The 15586-nt window shown below is 40.1% G+C and carries 18 protein-coding genes and 1 other annotated feature; of the genes, 13 read left to right on the forward strand and 5 right to left on the reverse strand.

The genetic code is table 11. From position 1 onward, the window contains the following. The first annotated feature begins 117 nt into the window (after positions 1–117). Positions 118–2016: an asparagine synthase (glutamine-hydrolyzing) gene (gene asnB / locus ACTJJQ_RS10665; RefSeq protein ID WP_008342976.1), complete on the forward strand. Its 1899-nt coding sequence runs from the start codon at positions 118–120 to the stop codon at positions 2014–2016. A gap of 141 nt (positions 2017–2157) precedes the next feature. Here asnB and ACTJJQ_RS10670 read toward each other — a convergent pair whose 3' ends face one another. After that, on the reverse strand, positions 2158–2673 hold the full coding sequence (locus ACTJJQ_RS10670; RefSeq protein WP_008342977.1) for a gamma carbonic anhydrase: 516 nt from the start codon (positions 2671–2673) through the stop codon (positions 2158–2160). A 45-nt stretch (positions 2674–2718) separates the two neighbouring features. Here ACTJJQ_RS10670 and ACTJJQ_RS10675 point away from each other — a divergent pair, with 45 nt between their 5' ends. The 3 genes from ACTJJQ_RS10675 to ACTJJQ_RS10685 all read left to right on the forward strand — a co-directional run bounded on the left by ACTJJQ_RS10675 (position 2719) and on the right by ACTJJQ_RS10685 (position 5649). Beyond that, a complete protein-coding gene (locus tag ACTJJQ_RS10675) occupies positions 2719–3498 on the forward strand; it encodes an alpha/beta hydrolase (RefSeq protein WP_019743683.1) in 780 nt (259 codons plus the stop codon). Positions 3499–3527: 29 nt separating this feature from the next. Beyond that, positions 3528–4607 (forward strand): tetraprenyl-beta-curcumene synthase family protein, encoded by a 1080-nt coding sequence (locus ACTJJQ_RS10680; RefSeq protein ID WP_017358359.1) that lies wholly within the window; start codon positions 3528–3530, stop codon positions 4605–4607. A 265-nt stretch (positions 4608–4872) separates the two neighbouring features. Continuing rightward, positions 4873–5649, forward strand: a complete 777-nt coding sequence (locus ACTJJQ_RS10685) for a sporulation protein (RefSeq protein WP_242730945.1) — start codon at positions 4873–4875, stop codon at positions 5647–5649. A 20-nt stretch (positions 5650–5669) separates the two neighbouring features. On the opposite strand, the gene ACTJJQ_RS10690 is transcribed toward ACTJJQ_RS10685, so the two are convergent. Next, positions 5670–6248 (reverse strand): tRNA (mnm(5)s(2)U34)-methyltransferase, encoded by a 579-nt coding sequence (locus ACTJJQ_RS10690; RefSeq protein WP_366963376.1) that lies wholly within the window; start codon positions 6246–6248, stop codon positions 5670–5672. Continuing rightward, the gene (locus ACTJJQ_RS10695) at positions 6245–7210 is read right to left on the reverse strand and encodes a TIGR01212 family radical SAM protein (RefSeq protein ID WP_007501900.1); all 966 of its coding nucleotides are present in this window, start codon (positions 7208–7210) and stop codon (positions 6245–6247) included. Before ACTJJQ_RS10695 ends, ACTJJQ_RS10690 begins: the two co-directional genes overlap by 4 nt. A 152-nt stretch (positions 7211–7362) precedes the next feature. On the opposite strand from ACTJJQ_RS10695, the gene ACTJJQ_RS10700 reads away from it, so the two are divergent. The 8 genes from ACTJJQ_RS10700 (at position 7363) to ACTJJQ_RS10735 (ending at position 12835) form a co-directional block, all read left to right on the forward strand. Then, on the forward strand, positions 7363–7638 hold the full coding sequence (locus ACTJJQ_RS10700; RefSeq protein WP_019743687.1) for a YtzC family protein: 276 nt from the start codon (positions 7363–7365) through the stop codon (positions 7636–7638). A 137-nt stretch (positions 7639–7775) separates the two neighbouring features. Continuing rightward, entirely contained in the window at positions 7776–8117 is a 342-nt protein-coding gene (locus ACTJJQ_RS10705; RefSeq protein ID WP_035391059.1) for a hypothetical protein, read from the forward strand. Between the two features lie 260 nt (positions 8118–8377). Continuing rightward, the gene (locus ACTJJQ_RS10710; RefSeq protein ID WP_008342991.1) at positions 8378–8557 is read left to right on the forward strand and encodes a hypothetical protein; all 180 of its coding nucleotides are present in this window, start codon (positions 8378–8380) and stop codon (positions 8555–8557) included. A 17-nt stretch (positions 8558–8574) separates the two neighbouring features. After that, the gene (locus ACTJJQ_RS10715) at positions 8575–8967 is read left to right on the forward strand and encodes a GntR family transcriptional regulator (protein ID WP_017358353.1); all 393 of its coding nucleotides are present in this window, start codon (positions 8575–8577) and stop codon (positions 8965–8967) included. Beyond that, complete coding sequence (locus ACTJJQ_RS10720; protein ID WP_035391061.1) at positions 8960–9838, forward strand: ATP-binding cassette domain-containing protein; 879 nt, start codon at positions 8960–8962, stop codon at positions 9836–9838. Before ACTJJQ_RS10715 ends, ACTJJQ_RS10720 begins: the two co-directional genes overlap by 8 nt. Continuing rightward, entirely contained in the window at positions 9832–10815 is a 984-nt protein-coding gene (locus ACTJJQ_RS10725; protein ID WP_242730938.1) for an ABC transporter ATP-binding protein, read from the forward strand. The genes ACTJJQ_RS10720 and ACTJJQ_RS10725 overlap by 7 nt, the downstream gene beginning before the upstream one ends. A gap of 21 nt (positions 10816–10836) precedes the next feature. Then, the gene (locus ACTJJQ_RS10730; RefSeq protein ID WP_017367892.1) at positions 10837–11535 is read left to right on the forward strand and encodes an ABC transporter ATP-binding protein; all 699 of its coding nucleotides are present in this window, start codon (positions 10837–10839) and stop codon (positions 11533–11535) included. Beyond that, positions 11525–12835: an ABC transporter permease gene (locus ACTJJQ_RS10735; RefSeq protein ID WP_017358351.1), complete on the forward strand. Its 1311-nt coding sequence runs from the start codon at positions 11525–11527 to the stop codon at positions 12833–12835. Before ACTJJQ_RS10730 ends, ACTJJQ_RS10735 begins: the two co-directional genes overlap by 11 nt. A 60-nt stretch (positions 12836–12895) precedes the next feature. Here ACTJJQ_RS10735 and ACTJJQ_RS10740 read toward each other — a convergent pair whose 3' ends face one another. Beyond that, entirely contained in the window at positions 12896–13594 is a 699-nt protein-coding gene (locus ACTJJQ_RS10740) for a sunset domain-containing protein (protein WP_048001445.1), read from the reverse strand. An 84-nt stretch (positions 13595–13678) separates the two neighbouring features. After that, positions 13679–14482 (reverse strand): PAS domain-containing protein, encoded by an 804-nt coding sequence (locus ACTJJQ_RS10745; RefSeq protein WP_007501884.1) that lies wholly within the window; start codon positions 14480–14482, stop codon positions 13679–13681. A 425-nt stretch (positions 14483–14907) separates the two neighbouring features. Here ACTJJQ_RS10745 and ACTJJQ_RS10750 point away from each other — a divergent pair, with 425 nt between their 5' ends. After that, positions 14908–15237 carry a DUF4257 domain-containing protein gene (locus tag ACTJJQ_RS10750; protein WP_008343006.1) on the forward strand — a complete coding sequence of 110 codons (330 nt, stop codon included), beginning with the start codon at positions 14908–14910 and terminating at the stop codon, positions 15235–15237. Between the two features lie 102 nt (positions 15238–15339). Next, positions 15340–15561: a binding site (T-box leader), on the forward strand. The last annotated feature ends 25 nt before the right edge of the window (positions 15562–15586 follow it).

Here is a 15586-nt window from a genome sequence, read left to right on the forward strand (position 1 = left end):
TTCCTTTTGATTAAAAAAAATTCTACAAAAAGCGTAAAAATGTGAAACAAAATTGGACAAAATACTGTCTAATTATAGGTCTACTTTTAAGAAATAACATAACGTGGAGGCAATAATATGTGTGGGTTTGTTGGTGTATTTAATCACCGTCCATTGTCCGAAACTACTGAGCAGGAAGAGTTAATTAAGCAAATGAATCGTCTCATCGTTCATCGAGGTCCGGATGATGAGGGGTACTTTCATGATGAGCATGTAGGATTTGGATTTAGACGTTTAAGCATTATAGATGTTGAACACGGAAAGCAGCCGCTTTCTTATGAAGATGAAAAATATTGGATTATTTTCAACGGAGAAATTTATAACTATGTGGAGCTGAAAGAAGAGCTTGTGAAAAAAGGCTATACGTTCAGCACAGATTCTGATACGGAAGTCCTTCTTGCCACATATCGCCACTATAAAGAAGAAGCGGCATCGAAGCTTCGCGGGATGTTTGCCTTTTTAATTTGGGATAAAGAAGCGCAGTTATTATATGGCGCAAGAGATCCTTTCGGCATTAAACCGCTCTATTTTACACAAATGGATGACCAAGTGTACTTTGCTTCTGAACGCAAAAGCTTAATGGCTGTGAATGAGAACATTTTATTTGATGAGACTGCTTTGCAGCAGTACATGTCTTTTCAGTTCGTTCCTGAGCCAAATACACTTGATCAAAAAGTGCACAAAGTCGAGCCAGGTCATCAGTTTACACTGCGTCCAGGCCAAGACATTGCATTTAAGACTTACTGGAAAGTTCAATTCAAACCTGAACAAACACAAGAGCAGAAATTAGTAGAAGAAGTACGTGATGCTATCTATGATTCTGTAAAAGTCCACATGAGAAGTGATGTGCCTGTTGGTTCATTCCTATCAGGTGGGATCGATTCTTCTTTCATCGTGTCGGTCGCAAAGGAATTTCACCCTGAACTGAAGACATTCTCTGTTGGTTTCCAGCAGGATGGATTCAGTGAGGTAGATGTAGCAAAAGAAACAGCTGATAAGCTGGGATTGCAAAACTTTAGTGCTGTGATTTCTCCTGAGGAATATATGAATGAGCTTCCAAAGATCGTCTGGCATTTAGATGATCCTTTGGCTGATCCAGCGGCGATTCCATTGTATTTCGTGGCAAAAGAAGCGAAAAAACAAGTCACAGTTGTTCTTTCAGGTGAGGGAGCAGACGAGCTGTTCGGTGGATATAATATTTACCGTGAGCCGCTATCTCTAAAGCCTTTTGAATCTGTACCATCCATGCTGAAAAAGCTTCTTCTTCGTCTGGCTCGTTTAATGCCAGAAGGAATGAAAGGGAAAAGCTTTATCGTTCGCGGCTGTACGCCATTAGAGGAACGTTATATCGGCAATGCGAAAATCTTTGAAGAGCCAGTGAAGAAAAATCTCTTAAAGCAGTATGATCCGAACATCACGTATCGTGACGTGACGAAAACATACTTCGAGGAAAGTGCAGGCTACAGCGATATTAACAAAATGCAATATGTTGATATCCATACGTGGATGCGCGGGGATATCCTGCTGAAAGCAGATAAGATGACAATGGCGAATTCTCTTGAGCTTCGTGTTCCATTCCTTGATAAGGTCGTATTTGAAGCAGCTTCTAAAATTCCAGAAGAGCTGAAAACGAAAGACGGCACAACGAAATATTTATTGCGTAAAGCAGCAGAAGGCATTGTACCAGACCATGTGTTAAACCGTAAAAAACTAGGTTTCCCTGTACCTATTCGTCATTGGCTGAAAAATGAGATGAACGCTTGGGCGAAAGATATCATTAAAAACAGTCAAACAGATGAATACATTAACAAGGCATATGTTCTTGATTTATTAAATGATCATTGTGCTGGAAAAGCAGATCATAGCCGTAAGATTTGGACTGTCCTGATCTTTATGATCTGGCATAGCATCTATGTAGAGCGCAGCATTGATCCAGAGCAGTTGAATCACCAGCCGAAAGAAGTTATTTTTAGCTAATGAAAAAGGTTTTCAGCTTTGTGCTGAAAACCTTTTTTGTCATGATAGAAAGTAGTGGAAAAGGGTAAAATAACAAGCGGTACACAGTTATTGCTTAATATCCTGAAAAAAACATGATAAAGTGAAGATACATGTATGATGTTAACGCGATAAAAGGGAACGATAGTATTGTCCTTTTTCTACATATTCTCTGCGGATACGATCCATGTCTTGGATATCTTCATCTGTTAACTGGCGAACGACTTTGGCTGGACGGCCAAAAGCGAGTGAACCTTTTGGGATGACTTTTCCTTGCGGGACAAGGCTACCTGCACCAATAAAGGCTCCTTCGCCAATTTCCGCACCATCGAGAATGATGGATCCCATGCCAATGAGGGCATTTTTTCGAATGATAGAACTATGTAATGTGACTTGGTGTCCAATGGTAGCACCATCTTCAATAAGAAGTGTTTTTCCAGGACTTTGATGCAGACAGGATAAGTCTTGAATGTTGACGTTTTTTCCAATTCTCACAGGAGCTACATCGCCTCTAATGACCGTTTGGAACCAAACGCTTGAATATTCTCCAATTGTGACATCACCTGTAATGGTGGCGTTTTCTGCAACAAAGACCGATTCATGAATCTCAGGTGTAAACTGATGATATGGATAAATCACTTTTTCGACTTCCTTTCTTAATACAACATTTGTGAGGTGTTTACTTTGTGGACTTGGCATGCTGAAAGACCGGTTGGTACAATTGTCATTGTACATGGTGCTAGTGAATATCATGGCCGATATAAATGGCTGATCGAAATGTGGCGAAATGCAGGCTATCACGTCGTCATGGGTGACCTGCCTGGGCAAGGGACATCGACACGTGCGAGAGGCCACATTCGTTCTTTTCAAGAATACATTGATACAGTCGATGAATGGATTGAACATGCGAAGTCGTTCAGACTTCCGACATTTTTACTTGGACATAGTATGGGGGGACTGATTTCGATTGAATGGTTCAAGCAGTATACCCATACGAAGATTGATGGCCTTATTTTATCATCACCTTGTTTAGGTCTGCAATTTAAACCGAAGAAGCTGATGGATTTTGCGTCAAAAGGGCTAAATGTGCTGGCGCCGTCTTTTAAAGTCGAATCTGGGCTGTCGATCGAACTTGCCACACGGAATCAAGATGTGATTGAGGCGGATTCGAATGATTCTCTTTATGTGACGAAGGTGTCGGTTCGCTGGTATCGAGAACTGGTCAAAAATATCGATGCGGCGATGCAGCCAACGAATGTCTTTCGGTCGATTCCGCTCCTGCTCATGCAGGCAGGCGATGACAAGATAGTAGATAAAACAAGAGTGATGAAATGGTTCAATGGCATTGAATCAACCAATAAATCATACCGTGAATGGGAAGGGCTTTATCATGAAATTTTTAATGAGCCCGAGCGAGAAGATGTGTTTAAGGCGGCAAGAGCCTTTACTGATCAATATATTTGATTGTGAGCTTAAGTTGGGGGTGGATTGATTTGTCAGTACCAGAACGTCCTTTTGCACTGATGACGAAGGTGTATAAAGATATTTTTCCGCTAGTTCATCAGGAGCTAAAAAAGTGGCGGGCTCATGCAGAAATGATTGAAAATGAAGAACTGAGAACGCAGGCACTAGCGAGCATATCTAGTAAAACCTTTCACTGTGAAGGCGGGGGAATTTTATCTCTGCTTGCAGGTGAAGCGAAGGAAACGTGTATTGAATTCATTGTGGCGTACCAAACGATTAGCGATTACTTAGATAATTTGTGTGACCGCAGTACATCACTTGATCCAAAGGATTTTCATATGCTGCATCAGGCAATGAGAGATGCACTCGATATTCATGCGGAGCTTAAGCCGTATTATCAATTCCGTGATGATCAAGAGGATCATGGGTACTTGCATGCGCTAGTCAGGACGTGCCAAGATGTGCTGTCACGTCTAGCGCATTATCCGATCATTCAGCCCTATTTACATACGCTGTGTGATTATTATAGTGATTTACAAGTACATAAGCATGTGGTTCCTCATGAGCGTGAACCTCGATTAGAGTCATGGTTCCGCCAGTATGAAAAGGATTTACCGAAGATGGAGTGGTATGAGTTTTCCGCATGTGCAGGATCAACGCTGGGCATTTTCTGTCTTGTGGCTTATGCACTGCAGCCTGATTTTACAGAGAAGCAGGCGAAGCAAATTTACGAAAGCTATTTCCCTTATATTCAAGGTCTGCACATCTTACTGGACTATTTAATCGACCAAGAAGAGGACAGGCTGGAAGGCGATTTGAATTTTTGCTCGTACTACAACTCTCATCACGAGATGATGGATAGACTACAGCATTTTATTGAAAAAGCGGATGAACAGCTGAAAGGCATTCCACACGAGAACTTTCACAAACTAATCAATAGAGGGTTACTTGCGGTCTATTTGTCTGATGAAAAAGTGACAGCCCAAAAAGAGATGAACAAGCTGGCAAAGCGGTTGATCAAATCAAGCGGGAAAACATCGTTCTTTTTCTATATCAATGGCAGAGCCTATCGCACCTATCAGAAAATGCCTTGGATGAAATCTTCATAAAGGATAAAGTAAGCTCATCAGCTTGTAGAAAACACAATGGTTTTCTACAAGCTTTTTTGTTTTGAACGGTTTTGCTTGGGCGATGTACACTTTTTAAGGCGAACCATGATCAGACGTATCCTCTTTTTTCATTACAATCCTCTTATTTGCTGCCGATAATATTCTTAGTGTACGAAAAATAGGAGAAAAGTATGGATCGAATGAATCGTATCTACTCCTTATGACGTATATTTGTTGAAAAACTTAAAAAAGGGGAAGGTCGAATATGTCATTTTTTAAAAAGTTTGCAGCAAGTGTAGGAATCGGTGCAGCAAAAGTGGATACAATTTTGGAGAAAGATGCGTATGAACCGGGAGAAGAAGTAAAGGGAACAGTCCATGTGAAGGGCGGAAAAGTGCCTCAAGATATTCGCTATATTGATTTAAAGTTGAAAACATGGTACACCATTGTAAAAGATGATGAAGAGCAGCGAAAACACACAACCATCCATTCTGTCCGAGTGACTGAATCATTCACGATTCAGCCTGGGGAAGCCCAGCAGTTTACATTCTCATTTCACCTTCCTCTTGATACACCAATGACTGTAGGTAAAGTAGAGGTGGCTGTTGTGACAGACCTTGATATTCAAGGTGGTATTGATAAATTTGATCATGACCGCATTTTCGTAAGCGCGCACCCTTGGGTGAATCGTGTGCTTGAGGCTGTCGGAAACTTAGGCTTTCACCTTCATGAAGCAGACTGTGAAGAAGCACCTTATTTCAGGCGCCGCCTTCCCTTTGTTCAAGAGTTTGAGTTCATACCGACTTCCGACTATTATCGTCAAATGCTTGATGAGTTAGAGGTGATTTTCTTCATTGATGAAGAGGGGCTAGATCTCATTTTTGAAGTTGACCGCAGAGCAAGAGGGCTGCGTGGCTGGCTGGAAGAAATGTATAATGACGGAGAACAGCTTGTACGTGTCCGCTTTACTCAATCAGAGCTTGCAGATGTAGAAGAGCTGGAAGTAGTGCTTGAAGAAATCATTGACCAATACGCTTATTAAATAAAAAAAACTCAAATCCATTAAGAGGATTTGAGTTTTTTTTCGATGGCTACCACGAAGGGCGGATCGTTTTGAATATTCATGTATTGATAAGAGATCACCTGTACTTCTTCGTGATGGAGTGTTTTGCAATAATCAAGAAGGATGTCCTTCTCTTTTTTTCCTTCGGGATGACCGTGGTAAATCACAAGAACGATCAGACCTCCAGGCTTAAGCCAATCCATGAGCTGGTTGATCGCTTCAATGGTCGTATGGGCCTGAGTTGTGACGGTTTTATCGCCTCCTGGTAAGTACCCAAGATTGAACACTGCACCAGATATGTGACCATAAGCTTCGGCTGGCAGATGCTCAGCAAGTTGTTCATGTCCGTCATGGATTAGGTGAACGTAAGGGTAGTGCTCACCAAGTCTTTTGCTTGTTTGCTCGATGGCTTCCTTCTGTACATCGAATGCGAAAACTTGTCCATCCTTCCCGACAAGGTCAGCTAAATAGTGTGTATCATGGCCATTTCCCATCGTTGCATCAATGACAATATCTCCTTTTTGACAAGCACGCTCTAACAGTTCTTTACTAAAAGGGAGCATCCGTTTTAAAATCATTTTGCCGCTTCTTCCAATCTGATGAAGCGTTTGCCCTGGTAGCTGTTACGCCTTTCAAGCTCAGCATTAATGGCATTGAGCACTTCCCATTTATTCACACTCCACATTGGACCTACCATTAATTCAATGGGACCATCGCCTGTAATACGATGAATAATCATTTCTGGGGGCAGGATCTCCAGCTGATCACAGACAAGCTGGACATATTCCTCTTGGCTGAGAAACTCTAGTTTGCCTTTCTCATATTGCTTTACCATCGGTGTTCCTTTTAACAGGTGAAGTAGATGAATTTTAATTCCTTGCACATCTAAATCAGCGACAGCTTTTGCTGTTTCCATCATCATATCTCGGTTTTCAAGAGGAAGACCGTTGATGATATGTGAACAGACCCGAATGCCATGTTTTCGCAGTTTTTCTACACCTTCTACGTAGCATTCATAATCATGAGCACGGTTGATGAGCATCGCTGTCCGCTCATGTACAGTTTGTAGACCAAGTTCAACCCATAAATACGTCCGCTCATTTAACTCAGCTAAATATTCCACGACGTCATCTGGCAGACAATCAGGTCTTGTGGCAATCGATAAACCAACCACTCCATCCAGGTTCATAACGGTTTCGTATTTTTCTTTTAAAACAGGCAGCGGCGCATGTGTGTTTGTGTAAGCTTGGAAATACGCCATGTATTTTCCGTCTTTCCATTTTGTATGCATCCGGTCCTTGATTTCATTAAATTGAGTAATGAGATCATCCGCCCGGTTCCCTGCAAAATCACCAGATCCTGCTGCGCTGCAAAATGTGCAGCCTCCATGTGCGACAGTACCATCACGGTTTGGACAATCAAAGCCGCCGTCTAGTGCGACTTTAAATACTTTATGACCAAAGTGCTCACGCAAATGATAATTCCATGTGTGATAACGTTTTTCGCTGTTTGAATATAAAAAAGGGTTATGCTGATCCAAGTCAGTAACCTCCTTGCATAATAATAGGCATCCTTAAAGTTTAACAAAAATCACGAAAGAGGACAATTGAATCTGTCCAACATTTTCTTTAGTGAAAAAGCTTTACGTGGGCAAAATAGGCGAGAGAAATATTTAAATGGAGGGATGGCTAGATGGCAACTAGAAAATCAATCGATGAATTTGTCCAAAAAAGCACTGAGACTCTTGAATTTGCAAGCGAACAGTTTGATTTGAGCTCTCGCCAAGAACATTATAACGAGGAAGAATTTTCAAAAGCGCAGCTCATGCTAGAGGATGCGGTGAATGAATTAGAAAAGTTAAAAGATGTCGCCAATGATCAGCAAAGAGAACGTTTAGACAGAACGCGTGTACAAATTCAAAGTCTGCAAAACCAAATGATTTTAGGTATTTCATACGAGAACGAATGATGAACAGATCCTTCTTTTAAGGGTCTGTTTTTATTTTTTGGCTGTTTTCGCAAAGTTGTTTTTGGATAAATAGGTTTTTATTCTGTTAAAGTATGTTATATATAGAAATTGAAAATATCTTCAAGGGGGTAGAAGAAATGTTGGAGACTCTTCCTGATTGGTTTTGGGCATTATATTACTTGTTTTTCTTAGCAACATTAGGAACCGCAATATTCAGTGTTGTGAAAAATAAACATAGGGGATTGTCCATTCTAACCATTGGAATTACTGTTACAATTCCGATTATTAGCCTGATAAATAGCATTGGTAGAGTAGAAGGAATGAATGAATTTGAACACTTATTTAGTCAATTGCGACAGGGTGCAGTTTGGTCTATCTTTACAGTTATAGGCTATATATTTTTATTAGTATGGTGGGTGCTAATCCTGTTCAAAAGCAAGTCCAAAAAGCAAGTCCAAAAACAAAGTAATAGTATCTAATTAAAACATTGTAGAGACCTCAATATTCGGGGTCTTTTATTATGCACTTTTTCAGGCGATTATGAAAGTGATGAACACCCTAAACCAGAAGCAAACCTGGCTTCCGAAAGCTTTTAAGTAGCTTCGTCATTTTATCTGGTTCGTCTGCCAATTTTTTTCTAAAGTCTCTTGACTTTTCAATCAAGTGTCTATATTGTATTAAGTGTACTATATCAACTAATACACTACAGACACTTAAACGTGAAGAAAGGTGTTTAACCATGAAAAAAGAAAAAAAACCAATCAATTTAAAGTGGATGGTGCTGGCTGTTGCGTTAGCATGTACATTTTTTTTCGTTCTCGTTTTCATTGGTTTTGAAGTTCAAAAAGATTTTATTCCAAATTCGGTCCCTTTAATGCAAGGACATGATCAAGCGATAGGACTGCAAAAGCATGAATGAGAAAAGAGGGAGCCATCATGATTCAAATAGATCCAAGAAGCGCTGCACCAATATATGAACAAATCATTGAGCAGTTAAAAATTTTGTGCTTAAAAGGCGTGATGAAACCAGGTGACAAACTGCCCTCTGTGAGAGAGCTTGCCACCATTATTATTGCGAATCCAAACACCGTCAGCAAAGCGTATAAAGAGCTTGAACGAGAAGGAATTATTGAAACATTAAGAGGCCGTGGAACGTATGTGACAGAAGGTGCACAGTTAAAGCTGAATGAAGGGAAGGTGTTAGAGATGAAGGAGCAATTAAGGCAGCTTATTATTGAAGCTCATTATGCCGGTATTGATATTCATCAACTCAAAGAGTGGTTGGAGGAGATCGGCTCAAGTCTAAAAGGAGGAAACCAAGTTGATTGAGGTCAGAAATGTATCAAAGAAATTAAATGGACGCGAAGTACTCAGCGACGTTTCCTTCAAGATAGGCGAAGGAGAGATCTTTGGTCTGCTTGGCCGGAATGGCTCTGGTAAAACAACACTGCTTCGCTTGATTCAGCAAATCCTTCTTCCAGATGAAGGAGAGATTTATTTTAAAGATGTACTCGTAAAAGACCACCCGTTAGTGAAGCAAAATATTGTGTATATGCCAGTCGTAAATCCCTACTTTGACCGGTACAATTATGGACAGCTTGTGAAGCTGTTAAAACAACTGTATCCAAAGTTTGACGTGACATATGCCAATGAGCTTGTGAACCGGTATGAGATTCCGGAAAAAGTGAAATACCGTGAATTGTCGACAGGTTTAAAGAAACAGCTGTCCCTCATTTTAAGTTTTGCCATCAAACCAGCAGTCATTTTGTTAGATGAGCCGACAGACGGGATTGATGCAGTCACAAGAAATGACGTTCTTCAGCTGATGATTGACGAGGTGGCAGAACGACAAACAACGATTTTAATTACATCTCACCGTTTAGAGGATATTGAGCGTATGTGTAACCGAATCGGGTTTTTGGAAGGAAATCAGCTCACAAGTGTTATGGATTTAGATGAATTAAAGAATGACTACGTTAAAATCCAGATGGCATTTGAAGAGGATATGAACTTAAGTATTAGAAAAAAAGGCGTTGCCATTTTAGATCAAGCGGGTGTGTTCTATACAGCACTTGTACTCAAAACAGATGAAGAAGCAAAAGAGTATTTGAAATCGCTTGAACCAAAAGTGTGGCATGAACTGCCTGTAAATTTAGAAGAAGTATTCATTGCGAAGTTTGGAGGGAAACGCAGATGGTAAAGCGGCAATTGTTATATAAGGAATGGAAGCAGTCTGAGCTGACATTCATTTTAGTGATGCTTGTTGCGATCTTTGCGACGCCATTATCCCTCTTAATGGAGTACTCAACCTTTCAAGATTGTTTGAATAACCGAGACTGTCTAATGGATACAACAACATTCACTTATATTTTTAAGACGGACGCATTTCTCTCACTTTCATGGGTCATGGGCGTATTTTTTGCTGTGATTCAGCTAGGATTTGAAAGAAATAAAGGGCAGATGGACTTTACCGTATCCTTGCCGTTTAGTAGAAGTTCCATCTTTCACACAAAGTTTTTCTTAGGTGCTGGAATTATTGCAAGTGTTCATGCTGTTTCATACCTTCTCATTTATTTATTAAAATTAGGTCTTGGGCCAATAGAGACACCTGGATTTAACAGTCTTTATGTTTCTGCACTGTTGTCAGCCTTGATGATCTATAGTTTGTTTTTTGCAGCAGGTGCTTTAACAGGGAGTGCTATTTCTCAAGCAATCGTTGGATTTAGTACAGCTATTTTACCTTACTTAGTGATTGGTTTACCAATCCTTCATTTAGATTTTATCTTTAAAACAAGCGGGATGTGGCTGGATAAAATCTTTAATTTTTTGATCACGCCCATTTCCCCCATTACTTATATTACAGCTAACAGTTTTTATCAGGAATATCCGCTTTGGTTCAATGGTGAAGAATACATCATTCCAATTGTCATGATGTTGCTATTTTACCTTATTGGCTTGTTTAGCTTTATTAAACATCCAATTGAACGAAATGGCCGATTCTTCCTTTATTCAATAATGGATCGCCCAATTCAAATTATGGTGATCGTGTTCGGAGTCTTAGGGTTTGGCTGGGTTGGTTTTTCCTCAGATTCATTAATTGGATATTTTGTTGGTATGTGCATCGGTGGAGCTGTAGGTGCACTGACGAGTTATTTCTTAATCTATCGAAAAAGATAAACAGAGAGCAGGGGAGTAGAGATGATTCAAATTCAATCGTTAGATCATGTGTTTAAAATTGGGAAAAAGGGCAGGGAGAACGAGATTCCTGTGCTCAAAGACATTGACTTGTCTATTAAAAGAGGCGAAATTGCATGTATCGTCGGACGAAGCGGTTCGGGGAAATCAACTTTACTGAATTTAATATCGGGATATATTACGCCAACAAGCGGACAAATTATCGTTGATGGCACCAATGTGACCGGCTTTAATGAGAAAGAATGGGCAGACTTTCGGTTAGATCATTTTGGCTTTATCTTTCAAAGCTTTCAATTGATCGGGAGTTTAACAACATATGAGAACGTTGAACTTCCGCTCACTTTAAAAGGTGTGAAGCCGTCTGAGCGAAAAGTGAAAGTAAAGGAAATGCTGAAACGAGTTGGACTGGAACATCACGCAGGACATTATCCTAATGAACTGTCAGGTGGACAGCAGCAGCGTGTGAGTATTGCAAGAGCCTTGATCCTTAATCCGTCTATTATTTTAGCGGATGAGCCAACAGGCAGTCTGGATTCAGAAACTGAAGGCGAAATTCTAGCCTTTATCCAACAGCTTAATCGTGAAAAAGGAATTACATTTGTCATCATTACACATGACGATGAAGTCGCTTCAATCGCAGACACAACGTTCCAGCTTCATGATGGTGTATTAAAGAAAGGGGATCAGTCCATTGAAATTTAGAGATCAGGTCAAATTCATCAGAAGAAATATGAAGAAAAATAGATTGCGTGTGTTTATGACCATACTTGCAACGACAATGGCATGCTCTTTCTTAATCGTTCTAGCGTCAGTTGGTTTTGGTCTGCAAAAATCGGCTCAAGATGAAATCATGAAACAACAAATTATCACAGAAATTAAAGTGTTAGGCAAAGAAAAAGGTGACGTCAAGGTTGACGATTTAAAGAAATATGATCATGCGAAATCTGTCGTTGCGAGAACGTCAATCATTCCATCGGTTCACGTCGAGCTCGATAATCGCTCAAGTGATACGCAGGCTGTACTGACAGATATGAAAGAAGAAAAAGAGGCAGGCCTTGAACTAGACCGTGGAAAAGTCCCAACATCGGCGAATGAAATTGTAGTTGGGTATCAAATGGCAGAACAACTTTGGACGGAAAAAGAACGAAAAGACTATGAAAAAGAAATGAATCAGACATCAAATGGTGAAGAGACACCGGAAGAGCCAAAAGGCTATACGAAGGAAATTTTAAACAAAGTCATTCAAATCAAGGTACCAAAACTGAATGAAGAAAATGAAGTGGTGAAAGAAAAGACGTTCGATTTCCGTGTCGTCGGTGTATTGAAGAAACCGAATTTGGAGTGGCAGCAGGATCATAAAATTCTTATTCCGAATGCTTATGAAAAAGAATTTAGTCAAGTGCTCGATCTGTCTCCTGATGCAGGAAATGTCGAAAAAATGACGTCTGTCTATGCTGATAAGTTCGACAATGTCGGTGCGCTCACAGATAAGCTGACAGATGACGGCTATCAAGTCATCTCTGTGACGAATCAGCTTGAAGGAATGGATATGTTCTTTACAGTCTTTAAAATTGGACTCATCTTTGTTGGATGTATTGCGGTCATTATTTCGGCGATTGGCATTTTCAATACGATGACAATGGCCGTTACAGAGCGGACACAAGAGATTGGGATCATGAAAGCCATCGGTGCGAATCCTTCCATTATTAAGCGAATGTTCCTCATGGAAAGTGCTTATATTGGGGTGATTGGATCGATCATCGGGATTATCATCTCGTACATCGTTAGTTTTGCAGTGAATTTAATCATTCCAGCGATTTTGTCTTCCATGTCTGAGGGAGCATCAAGCGATCAATTCTCGATCACCTTCTCCTATATACCGCTAAGCCTTGTGGTCACAGCAACAGTGATTAGTGCAGGAGTTGCCATTATTTCTGGACTCAATCCAGCACGTAAGGCGACAAAAACGAATGTATTAACAGCATTAAGAAGAGAAATTTAAAGAAGAACCTCCTGTACCTATATTGGGCTGACAGGAGGTTTTTTTATCGTCAAAAGATGTCTATTGCTTTGGTGCCCGGTACCCTGCACGCTCAGCTTCTTCTACGGAGCAGAACATTTTGGTCACGTTTTTTGTCCGTGAGTAGTATCTGCTACTTGGTGTGTGATATATGCCGTTGACACTTCCTTTAATATTACAGGCGGCAGATTCTTTTTTTGTTTCTTTTTGTGACTCATGACCGCCAGTATTGGCCCCATCATCTTTAGGAGCAGATCGCTGGGCCGATGACGTGGTGTCTTTGTTTACTTTCTGGTGTTCTTTTTTGAGTGTTTCGTTTGTAGAGGTTAGCTTGTCTATTTTCTCTTCAAGCTCATGGATGGTTTTTTCTTGCTGTTTGACTGTCTTCTTTTCGGAGGTGATGTTTTCTAATTTCTTGGATAGCTTTTCTTTTTCTTTGGTCACGTCTTCTAAAGAGGCCGTCAGCGTTTCTTTGTCTTCCTTTAGACGAGAAATGTCAGATGCTAATTGTTTTTGCTCTTTCAGCAGCTGTTCAGAAGATGGATCTGCTTGTGCCTTCGGAGCACCTGTGCCGGCAAACGGTAATGACATAATAGAAAAAACAAGACCAATGGTCAAAAAAGGATAGAAGAGTTTTTTTGAAAAGATTTGTTGATTTTGGTGTTTAAGTAATAAGAAATTGACGGCATATCCTATGGCGAAACAAATACATAAAAGACCTATGATGAGTAACATCATCATCTGGCAGCCCCCCTATATCGCTATTTATACCTATCATACCTCATTTTTCCATTTTGGGGAGCGGTTCAATTAAAAAAACCCTGTTTAAACAGGGTTTTCAGCTAATGGCAATCCTTTGATTGCTTCTTTTACTGTTAAATAAGTGATCGTATTCTGGAAGTCTGTATCTAAGTCTTTCATTTTCATCGCAAGCTGTGGTTTGATCCCAGTGATGATGAGTTCAGTTCCAGTTAAGTTCAGCAGGTGATGCAGTTTGAAAATTCGCGCTGCAACGGAATCATCGACATCAATTAAACCAGAAAGATCGACAATTAAATAATCATCCTTTGAATCTTCTAATATACAAGTTAACTTCGCGACGATGGCATCAAAGCGTTCTTCTGATAATTTTCCGATGAGTGGAAGAGCGGAAACACCATTTTTGATTGGGACAATTGGCGTCGACAGAGAGGTGACTTCCTGTAAGGAATCTTCTAGGAGTTGTTCATATTCTTTCTGCTTTGTAATATCCTTTTGAAAGCCAATGAAAAATGTTTTGTCATCTTGTTCAATGTATAGAGGATCTATATTGAGTTCATTCCAAAAAAAAGTACCGTCTTTTTTATAATTTTTGAGCTGTGTGGTAATAGGTGTTTTGTTTTGAATTCCGTGACGTATTAAGGCAAGTTGCTCTTGATTTGTGTCTTTTCCTTGGAGGAATCGACAATTACGTCCAAGAATCTCATCTGGTTTATATCCAGTCATTTGTGTAAAGCCATGATTCACATAAACGATAGGGTTATCCTCTAAAGAAGGGTCTGTAATGACAACACCAATCCGCGCATGATCCAGCGCTTTTTTTATGAGTTCAAGCTGTTTTTGCAAGCCGAAGATGTTCGAGCTGACCATATTACCCTCCTTTGCTGCTACTATTAGACATTTAAGATGGTTTTTTTGAAACCAAATGAATTCTTTTTAAACGTAACATAACATATGTTCTGTTTCAATGATTGCAATCGCTTTGTTAAATTTGTCATCATAGTTTGTCCTCCATTAGAATAGAGTAAGTAAGGAGACTTTTCATTAGAAAAAGAAGGGATCATTTGAGGATAATTCATAAAATGACAAAAATAGTTAATATGGATTAGGTAAAAATGATTCCAATGCATCAAGATTGTTTTTGGGTCATTCACATATAATGGAAGAAACAAGCTTTTTTTCTTCGTTAGAGAGAATAGACCTTTTACATGGATTATGACGGAACAGCAGAATGGCATTACAGGGGGCTGGACAGCCTGAAGTCGCTTTACTATTCTAAGGGCTTTAGGAAGGTGATGAAAATGCTGCAACAAGTCATTATTGCTTGCGCCATTGGAGGGGTCATGGGCATTCTCGGTCACGTAAAGAAAAAAGGCAGGCTAGAGAAGCCCAGAATGACAAAGAAGTTTATTTATCTAGGGTTTATTGAAGATTGGCTCGTTGGGATGATTGCTGCTACACTGCTTGTCTTATCCTCAAATCCCGAATCTAGTCTGCACTTGATCATCTTATCCATTATTTCAGGTTACGGAGGAGAAGCAGTTCTGCGAAGCTTCGATTTTGTGAGAGAAGAACGTTCACAGGATGCAGGCTCCAACCGTCATAACCGATCTCCACACGAATAATATCCTCACTTTACCCTAGTCTAGGGTACATTCCCATTGTATACAAACCTGCTTGCACTTATGATCATAATTCTATAAAATACTACTTAGATGACGGTTACGATAAGAACAGTGAAGAGGAGTAGTAGGAAAGCAGTATTTGTCTTTAGAGAATTGACGGCTGGTGAAAGTCAATCAAATCTGCTTCTGAACTCGCCTCAGAGTTGCAGTTGCGTTAAAGCTTCTGTCGCATGTCTGCGTTAAAGATATTAAGTGAGCGTATGAACAGTTCATGACGCTAACAAGGGTGGTACCGCGGGAACCAAAAAATCTCTCGTCCCTTTCTAGGGATGAGGGTTTTTTGTTGATT

This window comes from Bacillus sp. 22483 (assembly GCF_052044605.1).
Lineage (GTDB): Bacteria > Bacillota > Bacilli > Bacillales > Bacillaceae > Bacillus > Bacillus altitudinis.